The sequence below is a fragment of the Bradyrhizobium sp. SZCCHNR1043 genome (assembly GCF_032489675.1).
Classification (GTDB): Bacteria; Pseudomonadota; Alphaproteobacteria; order Rhizobiales; family Xanthobacteraceae; genus Bradyrhizobium.
In genome coordinates this window covers 201,214-222,779 of sequence record NZ_JAUEYN010000007.1, presented here as the reverse complement: position 1 = coordinate 222,779, position 21,566 = coordinate 201,214, and the positions used below count along the sequence as shown (strand labels likewise).

At 67.0% G+C, this 21,566-nt stretch carries 17 protein-coding genes and 1 pseudogene; 8 read left to right on the top strand and 10 right to left on the bottom strand.

Going from position 1 to position 21,566, the window contains the following annotated elements; translation table 11 throughout:
* Positions 1-142: 142 nt before the first annotated feature.
* Positions 143-814, bottom strand: coding sequence for a biosynthetic peptidoglycan transglycosylase (locus QX039_RS14390; protein WP_315735744.1), 672 nt, complete (start codon positions 812-814; stop codon positions 143-145).
* Positions 815-999: 185 nt separating this feature from the next.
* Here QX039_RS14390 and QX039_RS14385 point away from each other — a divergent pair, with 185 nt between their 5' ends.
* Both QX039_RS14385 and QX039_RS14380 read left to right on the top strand, forming a co-directional pair.
* Positions 1,000-1,923 (top strand): farnesyl diphosphate synthase, encoded by a 924-nt coding sequence (locus QX039_RS14385; RefSeq protein ID WP_315735280.1) that lies wholly within the window; start codon positions 1,000-1,002, stop codon positions 1,921-1,923.
* Between the two features lie 9 nt (positions 1,924-1,932).
* On the top strand, positions 1,933-2,625 hold the full coding sequence (locus QX039_RS14380; RefSeq protein WP_315735282.1) for a DUF1345 domain-containing protein: 693 nt from the start codon (positions 1,933-1,935) through the stop codon (positions 2,623-2,625).
* Here the strand turns inward: QX039_RS14380 and QX039_RS14375 are convergent, their stop codons facing one another.
* Complete coding sequence (locus tag QX039_RS14375; RefSeq protein WP_315735284.1) at positions 2,626-4,491, bottom strand: caspase domain-containing protein; 1,866 nt, start codon at positions 4,489-4,491, stop codon at positions 2,626-2,628.
* A 219-nt stretch (positions 4,492-4,710) separates the two neighbouring features.
* Here QX039_RS14375 and QX039_RS14370 point away from each other — a divergent pair, with 219 nt between their 5' ends.
* Together QX039_RS14370 and QX039_RS14365 are read left to right on the top strand one after the other, a co-directional pair.
* Complete coding sequence (locus QX039_RS14370) at positions 4,711-5,085, top strand: nuclear transport factor 2 family protein (protein WP_315735286.1); 375 nt, start codon at positions 4,711-4,713, stop codon at positions 5,083-5,085.
* Positions 5,086-5,115: 30 nt separating this feature from the next.
* Positions 5,116-6,723 carry a Na+/H+ antiporter gene (locus QX039_RS14365; RefSeq protein ID WP_315735288.1) on the top strand — a complete coding sequence of 536 codons (1,608 nt, stop codon included), beginning with the start codon at positions 5,116-5,118 and terminating at the stop codon, positions 6,721-6,723.
* A gap of 176 nt (positions 6,724-6,899) precedes the next feature.
* Here QX039_RS14365 and QX039_RS14360 read toward each other — a convergent pair whose 3' ends face one another.
* The 4 genes from QX039_RS14360 to QX039_RS14345 all read right to left on the bottom strand — a co-directional run bounded on the left by QX039_RS14360 (position 6,900) and on the right by QX039_RS14345 (position 10,787).
* The gene (locus QX039_RS14360; RefSeq protein WP_315735290.1) at positions 6,900-7,412 is read right to left on the bottom strand and encodes a GNAT family protein; all 513 of its coding nucleotides are present in this window, start codon (positions 7,410-7,412) and stop codon (positions 6,900-6,902) included.
* A gap of 403 nt (positions 7,413-7,815) precedes the next feature.
* Positions 7,816-9,129, bottom strand: coding sequence for a flavodoxin-dependent (E)-4-hydroxy-3-methylbut-2-enyl-diphosphate synthase (ispG, locus tag QX039_RS14355; RefSeq protein ID WP_315735292.1), 1,314 nt, complete (start codon positions 9,127-9,129; stop codon positions 7,816-7,818).
* Positions 9,130-9,142: 13 nt separating this feature from the next.
* Complete coding sequence (locus QX039_RS14350; protein WP_315735294.1) at positions 9,143-10,096, bottom strand: DMT family transporter; 954 nt, start codon at positions 10,094-10,096, stop codon at positions 9,143-9,145.
* A 199-nt stretch (positions 10,097-10,295) separates the two neighbouring features.
* Positions 10,296-10,787, bottom strand: coding sequence for a Fur family transcriptional regulator (locus QX039_RS14345; protein ID WP_315735296.1), 492 nt, complete (start codon positions 10,785-10,787; stop codon positions 10,296-10,298).
* Positions 10,788-10,962: 175 nt separating this feature from the next.
* Between QX039_RS14345 and QX039_RS14340 the strand changes: the two genes are divergently transcribed.
* From QX039_RS14340 to QX039_RS14330, 3 genes are read left to right on the top strand one after another with little or no spacing between them, the layout of a single operon-like run.
* Entirely contained in the window at positions 10,963-11,442 is a 480-nt protein-coding gene (locus tag QX039_RS14340; RefSeq protein WP_315735298.1) for a MarR family transcriptional regulator, read from the top strand.
* Positions 11,435-12,583: an HlyD family secretion protein gene (locus QX039_RS14335; RefSeq protein ID WP_315735300.1), complete on the top strand. Its 1,149-nt coding sequence runs from the start codon at positions 11,435-11,437 to the stop codon at positions 12,581-12,583. The genes QX039_RS14340 and QX039_RS14335 overlap by 8 nt, the downstream gene beginning before the upstream one ends.
* A 6-nt stretch (positions 12,584-12,589) precedes the next feature.
* The gene (locus tag QX039_RS14330; protein ID WP_315735301.1) at positions 12,590-14,149 is read left to right on the top strand and encodes a DHA2 family efflux MFS transporter permease subunit; all 1,560 of its coding nucleotides are present in this window, start codon (positions 12,590-12,592) and stop codon (positions 14,147-14,149) included.
* A gap of 359 nt (positions 14,150-14,508) precedes the next feature.
* Here the strand turns inward: QX039_RS14330 and QX039_RS14325 are convergent.
* The 4 genes and pseudogenes from QX039_RS14325 to pcaF all read right to left on the bottom strand — a co-directional run.
* Positions 14,509-14,784 (bottom strand): annotated as a pseudogene (locus tag QX039_RS14325) (SPFH domain-containing protein); the annotation flags it as partial.
* 172 nt (positions 14,785-14,956) lie between these two features.
* Positions 14,957-16,021: a phosphotransferase gene (locus tag QX039_RS14320; RefSeq protein ID WP_315735302.1), complete on the bottom strand. Its 1,065-nt coding sequence runs from the start codon at positions 16,019-16,021 to the stop codon at positions 14,957-14,959.
* Positions 16,022-16,080: 59 nt separating this feature from the next.
* Positions 16,081-16,974, bottom strand: a complete 894-nt coding sequence (locus QX039_RS14315; RefSeq protein WP_315735303.1) for a dioxygenase — start codon at positions 16,972-16,974, stop codon at positions 16,081-16,083.
* 132 nt (positions 16,975-17,106) lie between these two features.
* Positions 17,107-18,315 carry a 3-oxoadipyl-CoA thiolase gene (pcaF, locus tag QX039_RS14310; RefSeq protein WP_315735304.1) on the bottom strand — a complete coding sequence of 403 codons (1,209 nt, stop codon included), beginning with the start codon at positions 18,313-18,315 and terminating at the stop codon, positions 17,107-17,109.
* 361 nt (positions 18,316-18,676) lie between these two features.
* Here pcaF and mutS point away from each other — a divergent pair, with 361 nt between their 5' ends.
* Positions 18,677-21,409: a DNA mismatch repair protein MutS gene (mutS, locus tag QX039_RS14305; RefSeq protein WP_315735305.1), complete on the top strand. Its 2,733-nt coding sequence runs from the start codon at positions 18,677-18,679 to the stop codon at positions 21,407-21,409.
* Positions 21,410-21,566: the final 157 nt, after the last annotated feature.

Genomic DNA, 21,566 nt, shown 5'->3' with positions numbered 1-21,566 from the left:
AGGCATCGTCCGCAAAGGGACGGCTGCAGCCATGAAGCTGGCGAGCCCGGATGCCGATCAAGGCCGCGCTTATAGAGGAAGGGGTGCGGCATGGCTAGGGCTCTCCGAGGCATTTTTGGCCAAAATTGCGCCCGCTCGGGTCTCAACGCCGCTCCCCCCAGCAGGTCTGCAGGCTGGAGGCCTGGGCCCGCACCATGTAGGTCGCCGACAGCCGCCGCACGCCCGGCCCTGGAGCCCGGGCACTGCGCCGGACGGGGTTCGGCAGAATCGAGGCCATCAGGGCCGCCTCGCGCGGGCCGAGCCCCGCGGCGGAGCGGTTGAAGGCGTAATTTGCGCCCGCCTCGACGCCGAACTGGCCGGATGGGCCAAGCTCGGCGATGTTGAGATAGATCTCTAGAATGCGCCGCTTGCTGAGCACGAGATCGATCCATAGCGCCAGCGGCAGTTCCAGCGCCTTGCGGACATAGCTGCGGCCCTGCCAGAGGAACAGGTTCTTGGCAACCTGCTGGGTGATGGTCGAGCCGCCGCGGCTGACCTCGCCGTCCTCGGCGTCGTCCATGACCTCCCGCAGCGCCCCCCAGTCGATGCCGTGATGGCCGCAGAATTTGGCATCCTCCGCGGCCACCACCGAGCGGGGCAAATACGGCGACATCGCCGAGAGGTCGATCCAGTGCCGCGTTACCGGCTGCCCCGTCACCGACCGCCACAGCATCAGGGTCGAGACGGGGTGACCCACGGCATAGAACGGCGTCAGCGCGTAGGGCACGAGCAGCACCAGCACGACGATCAGGAGGATGGTTCTGACGGTACGCAAGGGCAGGCGTCGCTCGGGTTGGACCGCCGCGGCGGCAGACAATTGGCCGGGATTATCCGACATCTCCATGAGGTTTCCTGCTTTTTTCCGCAGTTGCGGCCGAAAGCCGCCACCGCCCCGGCAATTGACGAAGTCGCCGCCATCAACGATTGTCCGGCGAATTTTGCCCCTGGAGCTCTTGTTAAATGACTGCGACGGCCCTCACCGACTTCACCCAACGCCTGGACAAGACCGCGGAAGAGACCGAAGCCCTGCTCGGCGAGCTCCTCGGCGATGCGCCGCTGGCGGACGAGATCATCAGGCCGAAGCGGCTGATCGAGTCGATGCGCTATTCGAGCCTCAACGGCGGCAAGCGGCTGCGCCCGTTCCTGGTGGTCGAGAGCGCCGCCGTGTTCGGCGTGCCCCGGCGCGGCGCGCTGATGGCGGGCGCGGCGCTCGAATGCATCCACTGCTATTCCCTGATCCATGACGATCTGCCGGCGATGGACAATTCCGACCTGCGCCGGGGACGTCCGACCCTGCACAAGGCCTATGACGACGCTACCGCGATCCTGGCCGGCGACGCGTTGCTGACCATCGCCTTCGACATCATCACCCGCGACGAGATCCATCCCGATGCCGGCGTCCGGCTGGCGCTGACCCGGGCGCTGGCCCGCTGCGCCGGTGTCGGCGGCATGGCCGGCGGCCAGATCCTCGATCTGGCCGGCGAAGGCCGGTTCGGCGACCGCGACCCGGTCGACGTCGCTCGCGTGCAGCAGATGAAGACCGGCGCCCTGCTCCGCTTCGGCTGCATCGCCGGCGCCCTGCTCGGCCAGGCGTCGGCAGCCGAGTACCAGGCGCTCGACGATTACGGCCGCGCGCTCGGCGAAGCCTTCCAGATCGCCGACGACCTGCTCGATGTCGAGGGCGATGCCGCGACGCTCGGCAAGCCGGCCGGCGCCGACGCCGAGCTCGGCAAGACCACCTTCGTCACCCAGCTCGGCGTCGAGGGCGCCAGGCAGCGCGTCCGCGACCTCCTCGCCCGCGGCGATGCCGCGCTGTCGATCTTCGGCGCCAAGGGCGACGTGCTGCGCGCCGCCGCCCACTTCGTCGCCGAGCGCAAGAGCTGAGGCGAGGCGTTGGCCGGAGTCCATCCCGACGATCCGGACCTCGCTCGCTTCGCAAGCATGCCGGCTGCGTTGCGCGTCATCTATGCGCGGCCGCGCACCTTCGTTTCGCTGGGCATCGCGATCATCGCGTTCTTCTTGCTGCCGCAGGCGCTCCGCCTGATCACGCGGCTGCTGCTCGCCTGGGACATCTTCACCGCGCTCTACCTCGTGCTGGTCGCGGCGATGATGCTTCGCAGCGAGCATCATCACATCCGCCGCAAGGCGATCATGCAGGACGACGGCCGTTTCGTGATCCTGCTGGTCACGGCGCTCGGCGCCTTTGCCAGCATCGCAGCGATCGTGCTCGAGCTCGGCGCCTCCAAGCGCGACGCGCCGGCGCTGACGCTGGCGCTGCTCACCGTCTCGCTGTCCTGGGCCGCGGTGCATGCGACCTTCGCCCTGCACTACGCTCATGACTACTACCGCGGCGCCAAGCCCGGCGGCCTGCAATTCCCCAGCGGCGACACCGACGAGCACGCCGACTACTGGGACTTCGTCTACTTCTCCTTCGTCATCGGCATGACCGCCCAGGTCTCCGACGTCGGCATCACCGACAAGATCATCCGCCGCACCGCGACCGTGCACGGCATCATCTCGTTCATCTACAACACCGCGCTGGTCGCCCTGATGGTCAACATCGCCGCCAGCGTAATCTCGTCCTGATCAGTTGCACACCTCGACGCTGGCGTTGTTGGCCGGACCACCGCCGCCACGATATTCGAGACGGCAGCCGGGCCTGACGGCGCGGCACAGATAGGCATCGCAATAGATCTGGCCGGTGGACTTCGGCGGCCGGGCGGCCTGGGTCTGCGGCCTGGCATAGCCCGGGGCCGACCCGATGCCGACGCTGGCATTGGGAAGCGGCAGGCCGGGCTCGGGAGCAGCACGGCCGCGACGGCGCGACGGCACGTCCCCGTCGTCCTGCCCGCGCCTGGCAACCGGCTTCTTCTCGCGCCGCTTCTCGCATTCATTGTCGTCGTTGACGAACGAGCCCTCGGCGCAAACGACGCGCGTGCAGCGGTCGCCGTCCGACTTGGTGCCATGCTGGCAGACCAGCGGGCAGACGCGGGCCTGCTTGAGCTTGATCGCCTGCAGCGCATCGGCCGAGGCGGCCTGGGTATCGAGCTTGGTGCCGGCATAGCGGTTGAACTGCGACAGCGAGCGGCGCGAGGCCGAGCCCCAGTCGCCATCGGCGTCCTCGGTGAGGCAGCCGACGCGGCGCAGCTCGAGTTGAACGGATTTGGCGAGATCAGCCGGCTGCGATGGGGGAGTCAGCGAGGCGACCTCCGGCCCCTGCTGCAGGGCTGCGGCCGCCGGCGCGCCCGGCGATGTCGCCGCGCGCGGATTGTCGGCCGCCGCGAGCTGCTGCTCCTGCCGCTTCTTCTCGGCGTCGGCCGCCTGCTGCTGCGCCAGCTGATTGGCCTTCTCGGCAGCAATGCGCGCCTGCTCGGCCGCCTTGGCCTCGGCCTCCGCCTTGGCGAGGGTATCCTTGCGGGCGCCCTCCGCGACGAGTCGCGCGCGCTCGGCCTCGGTGGCGCGGGCCTTCTCGGAAGCGGCGGCGCGATTCTCCTCGGCGGTGAGCTTTTCGAGCTGCAACTTGGCCAGGCTCGCATAGAAGCCGTCCGGATATTGCGCCAGGAACGCGTTCAGCGCGCCCTTGTTGCCGACCTGCATCGCGAGCTCGTAGTCGCGCCGGATGTCGGCTTGCGGATTTGCGGGCGGTGCGACCGGCATCTGCGTGACGACGCGCGGCACGCCGGGGACTAGCGGCACGTCCTCACCGCCCAGCGAGCCATAGACGAACGGTTCCTGGCGGTTGCCGGTCGATTTCAGCACCTCGTCGCGCACGAAGCCGAACGCCTTGCGGACGTCGAGGCCGGGGGTCGCGATGTGCCGCGACAGCGCCAGTGTAAAGGGGCTGTTCTTGCCGTCGCCGTCCTGCGCCGTGGAGCCGGCCTTGGCGGAGTAGGCGATCAGCGTGTTGGGGCTGGTCGGCTCGACCTTGGCGAGGCCGCGGCCGAGGCTGCGGGTCGCCACCGTCCGCTGCATGTTGCGGGTGAACGGATTGTCGCGGCAGGCATCGAGAATGACCAGCCGCAGCTTCTTGGCCGGCTCGACGGCAACCAGGATGCGGTCGAGCGACAGCGTCTCGTCATAGACGTCGGTGTCGCGCTCGAGCCGGGCATCGATCGGGATCAGGTAGTTGGCCCCTTCGACCTCCATGCCGTGGCCCGCATAGTAGACCACGGCGATGTCGGCATCGCGCGCGGCGTCGGCAAAATCGCGCAGCGCCCGCCGGGTCTCACGGGCGGTGAGATCGCGCCTGTAATCGACGACGTCGAAGCCGGCGCTCTTGAAGGTCGCGGTCATCACCGCGCCGTCATTGGCGGGGTTCGTGAGCTGCGGCACGTTCTGATAGGCGGAGTTGCCGATGACGAGCGCCACCCGCTTCTCGGCGAGCGCGGGGTGGCCGATCAGCAGCAGCGCTGCCGTCAGGATGTAACCGCCCAATCGAAGTGACCAAGACATCGTACCTACCCCATACCGCTGGGAGACCTGCTGGGACGTGCCTATCAGAGTTCAGCCCATTCGGCTTGTGACCGGGATCACGCAGATTTATTCCCGATCGACCTGGCCTCGGCCATTATAGTCTGTCGCTGGCGCAATGACGCCAGTTCATGCCTTGCCAAGCGCCGTTTTGCATCGAAAATGCGATCCTTGTTTGTCCAGGTTCCCAGGGAGTTGGCCGTGAGCACAGACCGTTCCACCGTCGAGGCCGTCGTTCAGGGCTATTTCGATGCGCTCTACGAGGGCGAGGCCGACAAGCTCGGTGCCGTGTTCCACCCCACCGCTGACCTGCGCTGGGTCGAGAATGGCGAGCTCAAGATCCTGACCGTGCCAGATTGGCTGGCCTGGGTGCGCAAGCGCCCGTCGGCGAAGGGCGAGGGCAAGCCGCGCGAGGACTTCATCGTCACCATCGACCGTTCGGACGACAAGACGGCCTTCATCAAGGTGCGGTGCCAGCTGCCGCCGCGCTATTTCACCGATTATCTCGTGGCGATGAAACTGAAGGACGGCTGGCAGATCGTGTCGAAGTCCTACCGCTACGACCTCCGGGATTGACGCCGGCGCAACGACGCCAAGCCCCCAGCCATGGAAGCTCACTTTCAGATATTCCTGATCCTGCTGGCCGTGTTGGCGGGAACCGCCCTGATCGCGCGACGCGCCAATCTCGCGCCGGCGATCCTCTTGATGCTCGCCGGCATCGCGCTCGCCTTCGTGCCGACGATGCCGGCGTTCGCGCTGCCGCCGGAGTTGGTCCTGCTGGTGGTGCTGCCGCCGCTGATCTATTCGTCGAGCGTCGCGATGAGCTGGCGCGAGTTCAAGCGCAATCTGCGGCCGATCGTGCTGCTCGCGGTCGGCTGCGTGATCTTCACGGCGTCCGCTGTGGCGACGGCGACCCACTATCTTCTCGGCCTGCCCTGGAGCATCGGCTTCCTGCTCGGCGCCATCGTGGCGCCGCCCGACGTCGTGGCGCCGCTCGCCATCGCCCGCCGGCTGCATCTGCCGCGCCGGGTCATGGTGATCCTCGAAGGCGAGGGCCTCGCCAATGACGCGACAGCGCTGATCCTCTATCGCTTCGCGGTGGCCGCCATCACCACCGGCGCCTTCTCCTTTCCGGTCGCGGCCGGCGAGTTCGGCCTGATCGTGGTTGGCGAGATCGCCTTCGGCATCGGCGTCGGCTGGCTGATGCTGCGCGCCCGTCACCACGCGCGCGACCCGCAAGTCGAGATCACCCTGTCGGTGCTGACGCCGTATCTGGCGTTCTGGATCCCCGAGCATGTCGGCGGCTCCGGCGTGATCGCGACCGTGGCCTGCGGCCTTTACATGAGCTGGAACGGCCCATTGTGGATCTCCTCGGCAACCCGCCTGCAGGGCATCTTCTTCTGGGACCTGATGATCTACCTCATCGAGGGCATGCTGTTCCTGCTGACCGGCTTCCAGATGCGGCTGATCTACGAGAAGTCGAAGGTCTTTCCGCTCGACGACATCATGATCGCGACCGCGCTGGTGCTCGCCATCGTCGTGATCGCGCGCTTCGCCTGGACCTTCCCGGCGACCATCCTGCCGCGTCTCTTGAGCTCTTCGCTGCGCGCCCGCGATCCCTTGCCGCCGTGGCGGCAGACCTTCATCATCGGCTTCACCGGCGTGCGCGGCACGGTCTCGCTCGCCACCGCGCTGGCGCTGCCGCTGACGCTCTCGACCGGCGATGCGTTTCCCTATCGCGACCAGATCCTGTTCATCGCCTTCGGCGTGATCTTCTTCACCCTGATCGGTCTCGGCCTGACCCTGCCGGCCGTCGTGCGCTGGCTCGGGGTCGGCAACCAGGGTCGCGCCGAGCATCAGCGCGAGCATGAGCAGGAGATCGCGGCCCGGCGCGAGGCGCTCGACAGCGCCTTGCGGTCGCTGGAGACGATGACCAGCGATCGCGAGCTGTCGGACGAGGTGGTGCGGCTGCTGCGGGCGCGCCACGAGGTACGGACCAACCAGCTCCCGGAAGGTCTGAAGCCCGAGGACAACGACGCATCCGCGCTCGGCATCGAGCTGACCCGCGAGCTGATCACGGCAGAACGCAAATTCATCCATGTGATGCTGCGCGACGGCAAGATCACCGACGAAACCCGCCGCCGCATCGAGCGCGATCTCGATCTGGAAGAGGCGAGCCTCGCCAATCGCGAATATGGGCACGTGCCGCTGTAGGAGCTGAGGGCTGGTGGCGGGGTTGTAGGACGCGATGTTGCGGCAAACGCCGTCATTGCGAGCGCAGCGAAGCAATCCAGAAATCCTTGCGCGGCCCTGGATTGCTTCGCTTGCACTCGCAATGACGTGGATAGAGCCGCGCACATCTCTCCCCGCTATCGAGGGGAGCCTCACCCTCACCGCTCGATCATCCAGCGCGTCACGGCCTGATGGTAGTTCATCGGGCCGGGCACGGTCTTGTAGGTCTTCAAGTAGCGGAAGCCGGCCTTCTGCAGCGCGCGGTTGGGGGCGGTGTTGTAGGCGTGCGGCTCGCAGAACAACTGCTTGAGCTGCAGCCGCTCAAAATAGAAATCGATACTGCGGCGGACGCATGCGGTGCCGAGGCCGCGGCCGCGCAGCTCCGGCTCGGTGACGTGCAGATGCATGTGGGCGCGGTTGCCGAACACGATGCGGTCGCAACTGGAGAAGCCGATCGGGCGGCCGTCGAGCCGCCAGATCACCAGCAGCGCCGCGCGCTCGGCCAAGGGCGTGTCGTAGAGCGTCTGGAACAGTCCGGTCCACACCTGCCTGGTCGGCATCCGCGTCGGATCGATTCCCATCACGTCGAGCTGCTCGATGCTCGACGAATAGAAGTAGTCGATGACCATCGAGGTCTCGGCGAGTTCCATTTCGCGGATGTCGAGATTCATCGAGGCGTCCTCTTGAGCAGGCCTCAAGGTGCCGATCATGCGGGCAGCAGTGGGGCGGCGCGAGGCGGATCGTGTCGTCACGGCAACGGCGCGTGTCGCAGCAGCCGCGCGCTGCGGAAAATTTCAGAACGAGTAGCTGGAGACCAGCAGCCGCCGGTTGCAATTGCAGCGCGGTCGGCGCGGCGAAGTCGGGCCTCATGGTTCTCAAAGCGATGCGAGAGCATCGCCTGAACGCGCCGCGAGCGGCGCTCCTCGCCATGAGGGTTCGTTCGCCGAGACGTCGGTCCTCGTCCTGGGGAGACCGCCGCAGGCGGTCGTCTCGAAGGAACGGCCAAGAGGGTTCTGCCTAACGGGCCCTCTGCGCCTTCGCGGGATGGCCGGGGCGGGGCCGGAGCGGAGCCTATTACTCCGCCGCGGTCACACTCTCCGGCGCCTTTTCAAGCGCCTTGGCGCCGCTGCCGTATCGCTGGTCGATGTAGTCGATGACCAGCGCCTTGAAGTCGGCGGCGATGGTGGGCCCGCGCAGGGTGCGGAACTTCTTGCCGTCGACGAAGACCGGCGCGGCCGGGGCTTCGCCGGTGCCGGGCAGGGAGATGCCGATATTGGCATGCTTGGATTCGCCGGGGCCGTTGACGATGCAGCCCATGACGGCGACGTTGAGCGCTTCCACGCCGGGATATTGCGTCTTCCAGGACGGCATCTCCTCGCGGATGAAATCCTGGATCGAGCGCGCCAGCTCCTGGAACGTGGTCGAGGTGGTGCGGCCGCAGCCCGGGCACGCCGCAACCAGCGGCACGAAGGTGCGGAAGCCCATGGTCTGCAGCAGCTCCTGCGCGACCTGCACTTCGAGGGTGCGGTCGCCGCCGGGCTCCGGGGTCAGCGAGATGCGGATGGTGTCGCCGATGCCCTGCTGCAGCAGGATGCCGAGCGCCGCCGAGGAGGCGACGATGCCCTTCGAGCCCATGCCGGCCTCGGTGAGGCCGAGATGGATGGCGTAGTCGGAGCGTGCGGCGAGGTCCTGATAGACCGCGATCAGGTCCTGCACGGCCGAGACCTTGGCCGACAGGATGATGCGGTCCTTCGGCATGCCGAGCTCCTGGGCCCGGGCGGCCGACAGCAATGCCGACTGCACCATGGCTTCGCGCATCACCGCGCGCGCATCGCGCGGGTTCGCGGAGGCGGCGTTCTCGTCCATCAGCTTGCTGAGCAGCTCCTGATCGAGCGAGCCCCAATTGGCGCCGATGCGCACCGGCTTGCCGTATTTGTTGGCGAGCTCGATGATGGTCGAGAACTGCGTGTCGCGCTTGTCCTTGAAACCGACGTTGCCGGGATTGATGCGGTACTTCGCCAGCGCCTCGGCGCAGGCCGGATAGTCGGTCAGCAGCTTGTGGCCGATATAGTGGAAGTCGCCGATCAAGGGCGTGGTGATGCCGCGCTTGTCGAGTTGCTCGCGGATCTGCGGGACGGCCGCGGCGGCCTCCTCGCGGTCGACCGTGATGCGGACCATCTCGGACCCGGCGCGCGCCAGCGCTGCAACCTGGGCCACCGTCTGGTCGACGTCGGCGGTGTCGGTGTTGGTCATCGACTGCACCACGATCGGGGCGCCGCCGCCGACGGCGACGTTGCCGACCATGACGCGGGTGGTCTGATGCCGGGGAGCGGGTCCGGCGACATCGGACGCTGAGGTGTTCTCGGTCAGGATCTCGGGCTTGTTCATGGGCGCTCGGATATCAGGTTTTGGTGACATTCAGCAATGGATCAGTCGCGGCCAGGACCACGCGGTTCGGGCGGTTTACGAGAAAAAGCCCAACGATCACAAGCACGGCAGCCAGGCCAAAGGCCAGCGTCAGGGCGTCATGCAGGATGAAATAGCTCGCCACCACCCCGAATAAAGGGGTGATGAAGGTAAATGCCGACAATTTGCTGGCCGAGTAGGCCTTGATCAGGGCGAACCAGATCGTGAACGTGGTCCCGACCACCCAGATCGACTGGTAGGCCATCAGGCCGATCACGAACGGGCTGGGAACCTGGGTCAACCGCTCCCCGGCAATGAGCGCCGCCACGGCCATGATCGGGACAGAGACCGCGACCTGGTACCCCAATGCCCGCTCGGGCGCGATGAAGCGCAGCCGGGTGCCTTTGACGAACACCGTGGTCACACCCCAGAGCAGGCCGCCGCCGACCACCAGGAGATCGCCGAGCAGCACGCGGCCGTCGACATCGGCCTGGGGAATGCCGATCGCCAGCGCCACACCGGTGAAGCTGAGCGCCAGCCCGCCCCATTGCGCCGGCCCCATCCGCTCGCCGAGGAAGCGGAACGAGCCGAGCGCGACGAAGAACGGCGCGGTATACAGGAACACGATGGCGCGCGACGCCGAGGTCAGCAGCAGGCCCTGATAGATCAGCACGAATTCCAAGCCGAACAGCAGGCCTGCCACCAGGCCGAGCCCCAGCGTGCCGTCGCGCTCGAACATCTTCACGCCGCGCACCCGCGCGAACACCAGCAGCACCGGCAGCGCACCGAGCGAACGGAAGGTGGCCTGCAGCAGCGGCGGAATTTCAGGCAGCGCGAGCTTCACCGCGATCTGATTGAACGCCCAGGACAGGCACAGCACGAGGATGACGGCGATCGCGCCCAGGCCGAGCGGCCGGGTCGCGGCGGATGAGGTTGACGTTGCGGACACGAGGACGTTGGCTCCCTGGCGCGCTTCTTTGTATTCGGACCGCCATCAAGGTGTGGTCAGCTTTGTCTTTGTCGGTCGGAGATGATGCGGAGGTAGAGCGGCGGCGGTGCTGGCCTCTCCCTGCGCGCACCGTTCTCGCGCTGAACCTCGAATACGACAGTCATTCACACGTGTATAGCTTCGGCCGCAGTGACGGACCTCACGCGACCCTCTGGCAATGCGCGCACAACCCGGTGATCTCGACGACGGAAAGCTTCGGTGTGAAGCCCGTTGCCGCAGCGGCCAGCTTCAGGCTTTCCGCGATCGGCGCAGCCGGAACCTCGCCAACGGCGCCGCAGCTCTCGCAGATCAGGAACGCCACCAGCGCGGTCTGCTCGTGGTCGTGGGCGCAGGCGAGGAAGGCATTTCGGCTCTCGATGCGGTGCACCAGGCCGTTCGCCATCAGGAACTCGAGCGCGCGGTACACGGTGATCGGCGCGGGCCGCGCGGTCACCTTGGCAAGTTCCTCGATGATCTCGTAGGCCCCGAGCGGCCGGTGGCTCGACAGCAGCGCCTCCAACACCTGGCGGCGCTGCGACGTGAACTTCTGGCCGCGCTGAGCGCAGATGCGCTCGGCATGGTCCAGGGCATCGGCCGCGCAGCGGCCATGGTCGTGGTCCGGCGCCGGGAAGGTGGGCTTTGCGAGGGTCATTGCCGACAATCTAGCATCTCGGGCCGGTCTCGCCAAAGGCCGCGGCCGAGCCATGCATCTTCGGCGGGGCCGGTGCGCTCGGCGGGGCCATCAAATATTCATAAGCTTGCTTATTATATCGGAGGCTCATTACAGCCAAAGCTCAATTTCTTCCGCCACTGAATCGAGATCCGCCATGACCCGCACGTCCGCGGACGTGAATTTCCTGTTTACGCTCGGCGAGCTGCAGCGCCTGGTGCGCGCCTATGCCGACAAGGAGGCGGCGCGCTTCGGCATGACCCGCGCGCAATGGGCCGTGCTCGCCAAGGTGGAGCGCAACGAGGGGATGAAGCAGTCCGAGCTCGCCGAGCAGATGGAGATGCAGCCGATCACGCTGACGCGGCTGATCGACAAGCTCGCCGACGCTGGGCTGATCGAGCGGCGCGGCGACGACACCGACCGCCGCGTCAACCGGCTCTATCTGAAGAAGGCCGCGCGTCCGCTGCTCGCGAAGCTCGCGGTGCTGCGCGGCGATCTGACCGACACCGCCCTTCAGGGCATCAGCGCCGACGACGCCGAGCGGCTGATGACCCACCTCGAGGCCATCAAAGAAAACGTGAGAAACGCCCTGCAGTCGTTGTGCGACGAGCAGCGAAAGGAGCAGCACTATGGCTGAGCCCGCCCTGAAACTCGCCCCCGAACAGAAAGCCGGCTCGGATGCGGCGGCCGACGCCGAAAAGCCGGCGCGCCCCGGATTCGTCCGCCGCTACCGTCGCACGCTGCTGCTGGTCGTGCTGCCGCTCGTCGCCGCCGTCGGCGGCCTCGTGCTCTATCTCAACGGCGGCCGCTACGTGACGACAGACGACGCCTATGTCGGCGCCCAGAAGGTGCTCATCACCCCCGACATCTCCGGCAAGATCATCAAGGTCGTCGTCAAGGAAGGCCAGCAGGTGCAAAAGGGCGACGAGCTGTTCGAGATCGATCCCGTGCCCTACCGCCTCGCGGTCGACCAGACCAAGGCGGCGCTGGAGCAGGCGCGGACCACCTACGACAACCTCACCGCCAACATCAAGATCTACGGCCAGATGCTCGACCTGGCCCAGCAGGGCATCGAGCTGAAGCAGAAGGACGTCGAACGCAAGCAGACGCTCGCCAAGAACAAATTCGGCTCGCAGCTCGACCTCGACAACGCCGCGAATGCGCTGGTGACGGCGAGCGCGCAGGCGCAGTACATCAAGCAGCAGCTATCGAACGCGAAAACGCAGCTGCTCGGCAATCCCGAGCTGCCGCTGGAACAGTTCCCGCCCTACATCCAGGCCAAGGCCAAGCTCGAGGACGCCCAGCGCGATCTCGACCACACCACCTTGCGCGCGCCGATGCCCGGCATCGCCACGCAGGTCGACCAGATCCAGCTCGGCCGCTTCGTCACCGCGGGCACGCCGGTGTTCTCGGTGATCGATGTCGGCAATCCCTGGGTCGACGCCAATCCGAAGGAGAGCGACTTCACCTATGTCGCGGTCGGCCAGCCGGTCGAACTCGACGTCGACGCCTTCCCGAACCATCGCTTCAAGGGCACGGTCGGCTCGCTGTCGCCGGGCACCGGCGCGCAGTTCGCGATCCTGCCGCCGCAGAACGCGAGCGGAAACTTCGTCAAGGTCGTGCAGCGCGTGCCTGTCAGGATCCATTTCGACAAGACCGACAGGTTCGTCGCCAGGCTGAAGGCCGGCATGAGCGTCAACGTATCGATCGACACCGGCCACGAGCGTACGCTGGCCGGGCTGTTCGGAGCGGCGCATGCGGCGGAGAAGGAGGAGTAGCGCGCCATGACTGCGCCGGCGGCCTCATCATCGGCGGTTCCGGGATTCCGCCGCAACATGGTAACGATCTGCGCCATGACGGCGACGATCATGCAGGCGCTCGACACCACCATCGCCAACGTCGCCCTGCCCTACATGCAGGGCACGCTGTCGGCCTCGCAGGACCAGATCAACTGGGTGCTGACGTCCTACATCGTCGCGGCCGCGATCATGACCGCGCCGGTGGGATGGATCGCCAACCGCTTCGGCCGCAAGCGCACCTTCATCGTCTGCTCGGCCGGCTTCACCATCGCGTCCGTGATGTGCGGGCTTGCCCAGGACATCACCCAGATGGTGCTGTTCCGCCTGTTGCAGGGCGTGTTCGGCGCCTCCCTGGTACCGCTGTCGCAGGCCGTCATGCTCGATTCCTACGCGCTGCATGAGCGCGCCAAGGCGATGGCGATCTGGGGCATGGGCGTGATGCTCGGTCCGATCATGGGGCCGTCGCTGGGCGCCTGGCTGACCGAGACCTATTCCTGGCATTGGGTGTTCTTCGTCAACCTGCCGTTCGGCGCCGTGACCGTGCTCGGCCTGATGGCGTTCATGGAGGAGACCAAGCCGAACGCGGAACTGACCTTCGACTGGTTCGGGTTCGCTGCGCTCGCCATCGGCATCGGCTCGCTGCAGATCGCACTCGACCGCGGCGAGGATCAGGGCTGGCTGGAGAGCAACGAGATCATCATCGAGTTCATCGTCGCCGGCGTCGGCTTCTACTATTTCCTGGCGCATTCGCTGACGACGCAGCGCCCGTTCATCCAGTTCGCGCTGTTCAAGGACCGCAATTTCGTCGGCGGCTGCGTGTTCATGACGGTGATGGGCCTCGTGCTGTTCTCGACCATGGCGCTGTCCTCGCCCTATCTGCAGAACGTCATCGGCTATCCCATCATCACCGCCGGCGTGCTGTTGGCGACGCGCGGCTGCGGTACGTTCGTCGCGATGATGCTGGTCGGGCGGATGCTGCGCTATATCGAGGCCCGCACCTTGATCGTCGTCGGGCTTGCGCTCACGGCGCTGTCGCTGTTCCAGATGACGGCGTGGACCGACCAGACCGGCGTGCCCGAGATCATCACCATCAGCATCATGCAGGGGTTTGGCTTCGGCCTCGTCTTCGTGCCGCTGTCGACGGTTGCGTTCCTGACGCTGCCAGGCGAGCTACGGACTGATGGAACCTCGATGCTGACCCTGGTGCGAAATGTCGCAAGCTCGATCGGCATCTCCATTGCGATCGCGCAGCTCACCGAGGGAACGCGGCGGAACCATGCGATCCTGGTCGAGCACATCAACCCGTTCAATCACGCGCTGCAGATGCCCAATGTTGCCGGCCTCCTGAACCTGTCCACGGATGCCGGCCGCGCGATGGCCGATGCGATGGTGATGGTGCAGGCGCAGATCCTCGCCTTCTCGCACGACTACCAGCTGGTCATGATGTTCATCCTGGTCTCGATCCCGCTCGCGGTCATGATCGGCTCGACTCGGACGGCACTGCGCGCGCAGGCGGCACCGGCCGATCACGCGGTGATGGAGTGACCGTTCCCCGCGACGGAAAAAGCGTGCGCTGTTGAGACGCAGCGGGACCGGGATAGCAAAAAGGTGACCGCGACGTGATGGATTTGTAACTTCAATCCGGCGCGTTTCCGGCTATCTTCTGCTCACCCCACTCGGTTCTCTGCGTATGAGTTGCGCGCAGGGACTGCACTTCATGAGCGCCCCACTCGTGATGTGCCGGGCGGGGGCGGTGGCTCCTCCAGCGCCGCCCCCAGCCCCGGGGGAATTGGTCGCTCGCGTCGCGGGCTGACGGTATCAAGAATCCCGAACCGAGAACCTCCGCTGTCGTCCCGGGCAAGCCCGATGACGCAGAGCGTCAGCGGGCGCCGACCCGTCTGCCACGCCGTCTGCGTCGCGCTCGCCACCTCGGCACGGGTGCTCGCGGTCTTGTTGGCGATGTCGCGCTCGTCGAAGAAGTTCTCGGCGTTGAAGAACGAGATGTCGGTCTGGTCGAGCTTGGTCAGCGAGACCGATTCCAGCTCCAGGCCGTTGGACTGCACGTCGGCCTCGACCGCGGCCTGGACGTGCTTGACGAACTCCGAGCGCTTCTCCTGCAGGTCCAGCAGCTCCATCGTCGCCGCGACCGAGCGCAGGCCGTCGACGAACTTCGCCTCGACGCCATGCCCATGCCGATATGTCGCGCCGATGCTAGCCGGCGGTTTAAGGCCGGCGAACAATCCCTGGTAATCGTTGAGGGCGCTGGTAGCGACGACGGCAAATGCACCGCAGTGACGTGTACCGACAAAGACCTCGCCGCGCGCGTGCGGCCCTGTCTCGAGGGAGGCGCCGTCAGTCCAGCAATTCGCGGCAGCCGAGATCGTCGAACGCAAGGAAGATGCGCTCGAGATTATTCCACCAGATCACCGGCGGGAGCTGGATCGCCCATTGCCAGACCGGCTGGGCGATGTGCCAGAGCACGGCGAGACGATAGTCCTGATCCAGCGACGCCCTGTCGTAGCCGGTCACACCGCCTGCGACCAATGTCTGATGATAGCTGTCGAGCAACGGCCGCTCGATCCGCGCCCGACGGTCGGGATAGATCTGCAGCGCGATCATGTAGACGAGATCGTTCGCGGGCACGCCGATCCGCCACTGGTCGAAATCAAACGCGCGCACGTCGTCGCTGTCGGCGGCCTTCGGCACCAGAAAATTCCAGACATGCGCGTCGCCATGCGCAATGCTGAGGTTTCGCCGCGACAGATAGCGTTCCGAGAGCCGCGGCGTCGCCGCCATCAGGCGTTCGTAGACCGCGCGCCGGTCCGCGCTCAGGCGGTCTCCCAACTGATCGGCGAAGCGCTGATAGTGGCCGGCAAAGGTCCTGCCGCGCTCGGCGCGCTCGTCCGCGGTCGCTAAGCTGCCGATGGACACGCCAAGCCGCGGATCGTCCCACCACGCCGCATGCAGCCGCGCAAGCGCCCGCACGATCCCCTCGGCCTGGGGCAGCGCGGGCGGCAGCGGCCATGGCGTCGCCGTCTGGTGCGTGTCGGTGAGATCCTCGAGCAACAAGTGCCAGGTGAGCGCGGCTTCGTCCCACGCGCCGCCGTAAGAGCCGGGCACCAGGCCCGTCGGCATGAGCCGCGCCAGTCCGCGATAAAAGTCGACCTCGTGGCGCCCGCCCCGCCACAGCGTCTTGGCGAAGGCCGGCATCGGGATTTTCAGGATCAGCGTCCTGGGCGCGTCCGGGGCCGCGCCGCTATAGGACAAACCAAGGCGGATGATGCGCGACACCAGCATCGGCCGGTCGCTGATCACGGCGACGTCCGAGACCGCGCCGGACTCGAGCACACCCGCCTCACGCATCGTCGCCGTCAACGCGGCAGGCTTGGCAACGGACGGCAAGTCGGTGGAGGACATGTGGGCGCCGTCCCTTCAGGGTTGCAGCTTGCCCACACTAGCATGGATATTCCGAAGCGCTACTTGATCGGCGCGCGCGGCAGCACGGTGTCGCCGATCTCCATCCGGTAGACGTGATCGAGCGAATACCAGGGCGTGGTGACGTCGGGCTCGGTCGGGTGCGGCGTGTCGTGGCGAATGAAGTTGCCGAGCAGCGCGTTGGTGACGCCGAACTGGACGTCGCTGTCGATGTGCGGGTCGTTGGGGTCGTAGACCTGCGAGATCAGGACCTTGAATCCCGGCTTGACGATCAGCGCATGCAGATGCGCCGGCCGATAAGGATGGCGGCCCTGCGCCTTCAGAAGGCGGCCGACGACCCCGTCGGTCGGGATGGGATAGCCGACCATCATCACCGAGCGAAACCAGAAGCGGCCATCGGCATCGGTCGCGAGCTTGCCGCGCAGGTTCATGTCGGCCTGCTCCGGGTCCTGGTTCTCGTAGGTGCCGACCGGGGAGGCGTGCCAGACGTCGACCTCGGCGCCCGCGACCGACGCGCCATGGGGATCGACGACGCGCCCATTGACGAACAACGCCGGCCCTGGTGTCGCCGAGCGCACGATCGAGCCGCCGTTCGCGGTAACAGGCGAGTTCAGCCGCCAAAACGGACCGAGCAGCGACTGCGCGGTCTCGGTGTTGCCGCCATCGCCATTGTTGAGCAGGCAGACCAGCGGCGAGACGCCGAGCGAGCCGGCCATCAGCACCACCTCGTTGTGGGTGTCGTTCGTGCGCTGACCGAGCTCGGCGACGAGGGCGGCGGCCTCGCGGAATTCGGCCTCGGTCAGCCTGACATCGCGGACGAAGCCGTGCAGGTGCTTGATCAGCGACACCATGATCTCGCGCAGCCGCGGATTGGTGGTCTGCTCCATCACCGCCAGCACGGCCAGCGTGACGTCCTGTTCGCGGGAGATGGTCATGGTCAATTCTCCGTCATTCCGGGGCGATGCGAAAGCATCGAACCCGGAATCTCGAAATTGTTGGGACTCATCTCCAGATTCCGGGTTCAGCCCTGCGGGCTGCCCCGGAATGACGAAGCGCTTAGCGCTTCGTCATTTGATCGTCTCGACCGCCAGCGCGACGCCCTGGCCGACGCCGACGCACATCGTGGCGAGCGCACGCTTGCCGCCGCGGACCTCGAGCCCGTGCACCGCGGTCATCGCGATGCGCGCGCCGCTCATGCCGAGCGGATGTCCCAACGCGATGGCGCCGCCATGCGGGTTGACGAAATCGGCATCGTCGGCGACGCCGAGCTGGCGCAGGCAGGCGATGCCTTGAGACGCGAACGCCTCGTTCAACTCGATCAGGTCGAAATCGGTGATCTTCAGGCCGAGCCGCTCCATCAGCTTGCGCACTGCCGGCACCGGGCCGATGCCCATGATGCGGGGCGGCACGCCGGCCGAGGCGAGGCCGAGAACGCGCGCGCGCGGCGTGAGGCCGTGCTTCTTCACGGCGGCCTCCGACGCGAGAATCATCGCAGCCGCGCCGTCATTGACACCGGAGGCGTTGCCGGCGGTCACCGTGCCCGGATTGCGCACGATCGGCTTCAGCTTGGCGAGGCCTTCGAGCGTGGTCTCGGGGCGCGGATGCTCGTCCTTGTCGACGGTCACGGGCCCTGCCTTGCCGCCGGGCACCGACACCGGCGTGATCTCGGCGGCGAAATAGCCCGAGGCGATGGCCTTTCCGGCGCGCTGCTGGGAGCGGATCGCGAACGCGTCCTGGTCGGCGCGCGACACCTGGAATTCCTCGGCGACGTTCTCGCCGGTCTCCGGCATCGAATCGACGCCGTACTGCTGCTTCATCAAGGGATTGATGAAGCGCCAACCGATCGTGGTGTCGAAGATCTCGGCCGAGCGCGAGAACGCCTCGGTCGCCTTGCCCTGCACGAACGGCGCCCGCGTCATCGATTCGACGCCGCCGGCGATCGCGAGATCGACCTCGCCGGCGCGGATCGCACGTCCCGCCGCGCCGACCGCGTCGAGACCTGAGGCGCAGAGACGGTTCAAGGTCTGGCCGGGAATTGAATCCGGCAGGCCCGCGAGCAGCAGCGCCATACGCGCGACGTTGCGGTTGTCCTCGCCGGCCTGGTTGGCGCAGCCGAAGAACACCTCGTCGACCGCCGCCCAGTCGAGATTTGGATGCTTGGCCTTGAGCGCCTTCAGCGGTGTCGCCGCGAGATCGTCGGTGCGCACTTTCGCCAGCGAGCCGCCGAAGCGGCCGATCGGGGTCCGCACCGCATCACAAATAAACACGTCTCGCATCGCTCTCTCCCGAACTTTCGTGTTTCTGGTCAGAATTGACGGCGGTTTTAGGAGTGCGATGGGAGCAGGTCAAATGACGGGAGCGCGGGGTGGCATGCGCTCAAGCTGCTGGATGCGACGCTCTCGCCTCACGAACGGTGGGCGCCCTCTCCCGCTTGCGGGGGAGGGCTGGGGTGGGGGCAGCCCCAAGCGAGAATCCCCGTGAGGAGAGACTTCCCCCACCCGTATCGCATCTTCGATGCGATACGACCTCCCCCGCAAGCGGGGGAGGTGCAACAGCAGGCACCGCTCATCGTGGAAAACCGGGACATCGCCCGCAAAGCGGTAGGACCGTCCGGGCAAATTGGCTAGTTTCCGCGCCATGACGATCCAGCAGCCCATCTCCGCCCCGGTTCCGCCCGACGCCGCGCCCGCCGAGGCGCCGGCCAAGCTCACGCCGATGATGGAGCAGTATCTCGAGATCAAGGCGGCGCATCCGGGCCTGATGCTGTTCTACCGGATGGGCGACTTCTACGAGCTGTTCTTCGAGGACGCCGAGGTCGCATCGAAGGCACTCGGCATCGTGCTGACCAAGCGCGGCAAGCACCAGGGCCAGGACATCCCGATGTGCGGCGTGCCGGTCGAGCGCTCCGAGGACTATCTGCACCGGCTGATCGCGCAGGGCATCCGCGTCGCGGTCTGCGAGCAGATGGAGGATCCGGCGGCGGCGCGGGCGCGCGGCAACAAGAGCGTGGTCAAGCGCGGCGTGGTGCGCGTGGTGACGCCGGGCACGCTGACGGAAGACAATCTGCTCGATGCGCGCGCCAACAACTATCTGTTATCGATCGCGCGCAGCCGCGGCTCCTCCGGCGGCGACCGGCTCGGGCTCGCCTGGATCGACATCTCGACCTCGGACTTCATCGTCACCGAATGCGCGTTCGCCGAGCTGACCGCGACGCTCGCCCGCATCAATCCGAACGAGGTGATCATCTCGGATGCGCTGTATTCGGATGCGATCTTCGAGCCGGTGCTGCGCGAACTCGCCGCGGTCACACCGCTGACGCGCGACGTGTTCGACGGCGCTACCGCCGAACGGCGGCTGTGCGACTATTTCGCGGTCGCCACCATGGACGGCCTCGCAGTGCTGTCGCGGCTGGAGGCGACGGCCGCCGCTGCCTGCGTCACCTATGTCGAGCGCACCCAAGTGGGCCAGCGCCCGCCGCTGGCGCCGCCGGCCCGCGAGGCGACCGGCAGCACCATGGCAATCGATCCGGCGACCCGCGCCAATCTCGAGCTGACGCGCACGCTCGCCGGCGAGCGGCGCGGCTCGCTGCTGGACGCCATCGACTGCACGGTCACATCCGCCGGCTCGCGGCTGCTGGCGCAGCGGCTCGCCGCGCCGCTGACGGAGCCGGCGCAGATCGGCCGCCGCCTCGATGCAGTCGCCACGTTCGTTGCCGATGGCGCCGCACGCGAGGACATCCGCTCCATCTTGCGCGGTGCGCCCGACATGACCCGGGCGATGGCGCGGCTCTCGGTCGGCCGCGGCGGCCCGCGCGATCTCGCCGCCTTGCGCGACGGCATCCTTGCCGCCGACCAGGCGCTCGCGCGGTTATCCGCGCTGGAGCAGCCGCCGCAAGACGTCACGTCCGTGATGGCGGCGCTGGCACGGCCCACGCGGGCGCTCGCCGAGGAATTCGCCCGCGCACTCGACGAGCAGCTGCCGCTGATCAAGCGCGACGGCGGTTTCGTCCGCGCCGGGTACGACGCGACGCTCGACGAGACGCGCAATCTGCGCGACGCGTCGCGGCTCGTCGTGGCGTCGATGCAGGCGCGCTACGCCGACCAGACCGGCGTCAAAGGCTTAAAGATCCGGCACAACAACGTGCTCGGCTATTTCGTCGAGGTCACCGCGCAGCACGGCGACAAGCTGATGTCGGCGCCGTTGAACGCGACCTTCATCCACCGCCAGACCCTCGCCGGCCAGGTGCGCTTCACCACGTCGGAGCTCGGCGAGATCGAGGCCAAGATCGCCAATGCCGGCGAACGCGCGCTCAATCTCGAGCTCGAGATCTTCGACCGGCTCTGCGCACAGGCGCTTGCGATCGGCGATGATCTGCGCGCTGCCGCGCACGGCTTTGCGATGCTCGATGTCGCCACCGCGCTGGCCAAGCTCGCGGTCGACGACAACTACGTCCGCCCGGAGGTCGACGGCTCGCTCGGCTTCGCCATCGAGGGCGGCCGCCATCCCGTGGTGGAGCAGGCACTCAAGCGCGAAGGCCAGCCGTTCATCGCCAATTCCTGCGACCTGTCGCCGACGCCGGGGCACAAGAGCGGTCAGCTCTGGCTGCTCACCGGCCCCAACATGGCGGGTAAATCCACTTTCCTGCGCCAGAACGCGCTGATTGCCCTGCTCGCCCAGATCGGCTCATTCGTGCCGGCGAGCCGTGCCCGCATCGGCATCGTCGACCGGCTGTTCTCGCGCGTCGGCGCCGCCGACGATCTGGCGCGCGGACGCTCGACCTTCATGGTCGAGATGGTCGAGACCGCGGCGATCCTCAACCAGGCCGGCGAGCGCGCGCTGGTGATCCTCGACGAGATCGGGCGCGGCACCGCGACCTTCGACGGCCTCTCCATCGCCTGGGCGGCGATCGAGCACCTGCACGAGAGCAACCGCTGCCGCACGCTGTTCGCGACGCATTACCATGAGCTGACAGCCCTCGCTGCCAAGCTGCCACGGCTGTTCAACGCCACGGTCCGCGTCAAGGAATGGCAGGGCGACGTCGTGTTCCTGCACGAGGTGCTGCCGGGCTCGGCCGACCGCTCCTACGGCATCCAGGTCGCGAAGCTCGCCGGCCTGCCGCCGGCCGTGATCAGCCGCGCCAAATCGGTGTTGGCGAAGCTGGAGGCCCAGGACCGCGGCCAGAGCGCGCGCGTTTTGGTCGACGACCTGCCGCTGTTCGCGGTGCCCTCGCGCGCGGCTGCGGAGCCCGCGATGTCGAAGGAGGCAGAGGAGCTGATCGCCGCCGTGAAGGCGCTGCATCCGGACGAGATGACCCCGCGCGAGGCGATGGACGCGCTGTATCAACTGAAGTCGAAACTGCCGAACAAGTAGTTGCCGTCATTCCGGGGCGCGCGCAGCGCGAACCTGCAATCCATCCTTCGTCAGCGCATGCAGCCAGATGGATTCCGGGCTCGCCGCCTGCGGCGTCGCCCCGGAATGACAGAGAGATGAGTTCACGGTGCCGTAGGGTGGGCAAAGACGCGAGGCG

What these genes read in the sequence shown, in the direction of transcription:
- QX039_RS14345 (WP_315735296.1), bottom strand. Translation starts at nt 10,787, where the DNA reads ATGACCCTCGCAAAGCCCACCTTCCCGGCGCCGGACCACGACCATGGC.
- QX039_RS14330 (WP_315735301.1), top strand. Translation starts at nt 12,590, where the DNA reads ATGACTGCGCCGGCGGCCTCATCATCGGCGGTTCCGGGATTCCGCCGC.
- ispG (WP_315735292.1), bottom strand. Translation starts at nt 9,129, where the DNA reads ATGAACAAGCCCGAGATCCTGACCGAGAACACCTCAGCGTCCGATGTC.
- QX039_RS14360 (WP_315735290.1), bottom strand. Translation starts at nt 7,412, where the DNA reads ATGAATCTCGACATCCGCGAAATGGAACTCGCCGAGACCTCGATGGTC.
- QX039_RS14340 (WP_315735298.1), top strand. Translation starts at nt 10,963, where the DNA reads ATGACCCGCACGTCCGCGGACGTGAATTTCCTGTTTACGCTCGGCGAG.
- QX039_RS14335 (WP_315735300.1), top strand. Translation starts at nt 11,435, where the DNA reads ATGGCTGAGCCCGCCCTGAAACTCGCCCCCGAACAGAAAGCCGGCTCG.
- pcaF (WP_315735304.1), bottom strand. Translation starts at nt 18,315, where the DNA reads ATGCGAGACGTGTTTATTTGTGATGCGGTGCGGACCCCGATCGGCCGC.
- QX039_RS14375 (WP_315735284.1), bottom strand. Translation starts at nt 4,491, where the DNA reads ATGTCTTGGTCACTTCGATTGGGCGGTTACATCCTGACGGCAGCGCTG.
- mutS (WP_315735305.1), top strand. Translation starts at nt 18,677, where the DNA reads ATGACGATCCAGCAGCCCATCTCCGCCCCGGTTCCGCCCGACGCCGCG.
- QX039_RS14320 (WP_315735302.1), bottom strand. Translation starts at nt 16,021, where the DNA reads ATGTCCTCCACCGACTTGCCGTCCGTTGCCAAGCCTGCCGCGTTGACG.
- QX039_RS14385 (WP_315735280.1), top strand. Translation starts at nt 1,000, where the DNA reads ATGACTGCGACGGCCCTCACCGACTTCACCCAACGCCTGGACAAGACC.
- QX039_RS14365 (WP_315735288.1), top strand. Translation starts at nt 5,116, where the DNA reads ATGGAAGCTCACTTTCAGATATTCCTGATCCTGCTGGCCGTGTTGGCG.
- QX039_RS14315 (WP_315735303.1), bottom strand. Translation starts at nt 16,974, where the DNA reads ATGACCATCTCCCGCGAACAGGACGTCACGCTGGCCGTGCTGGCGGTG.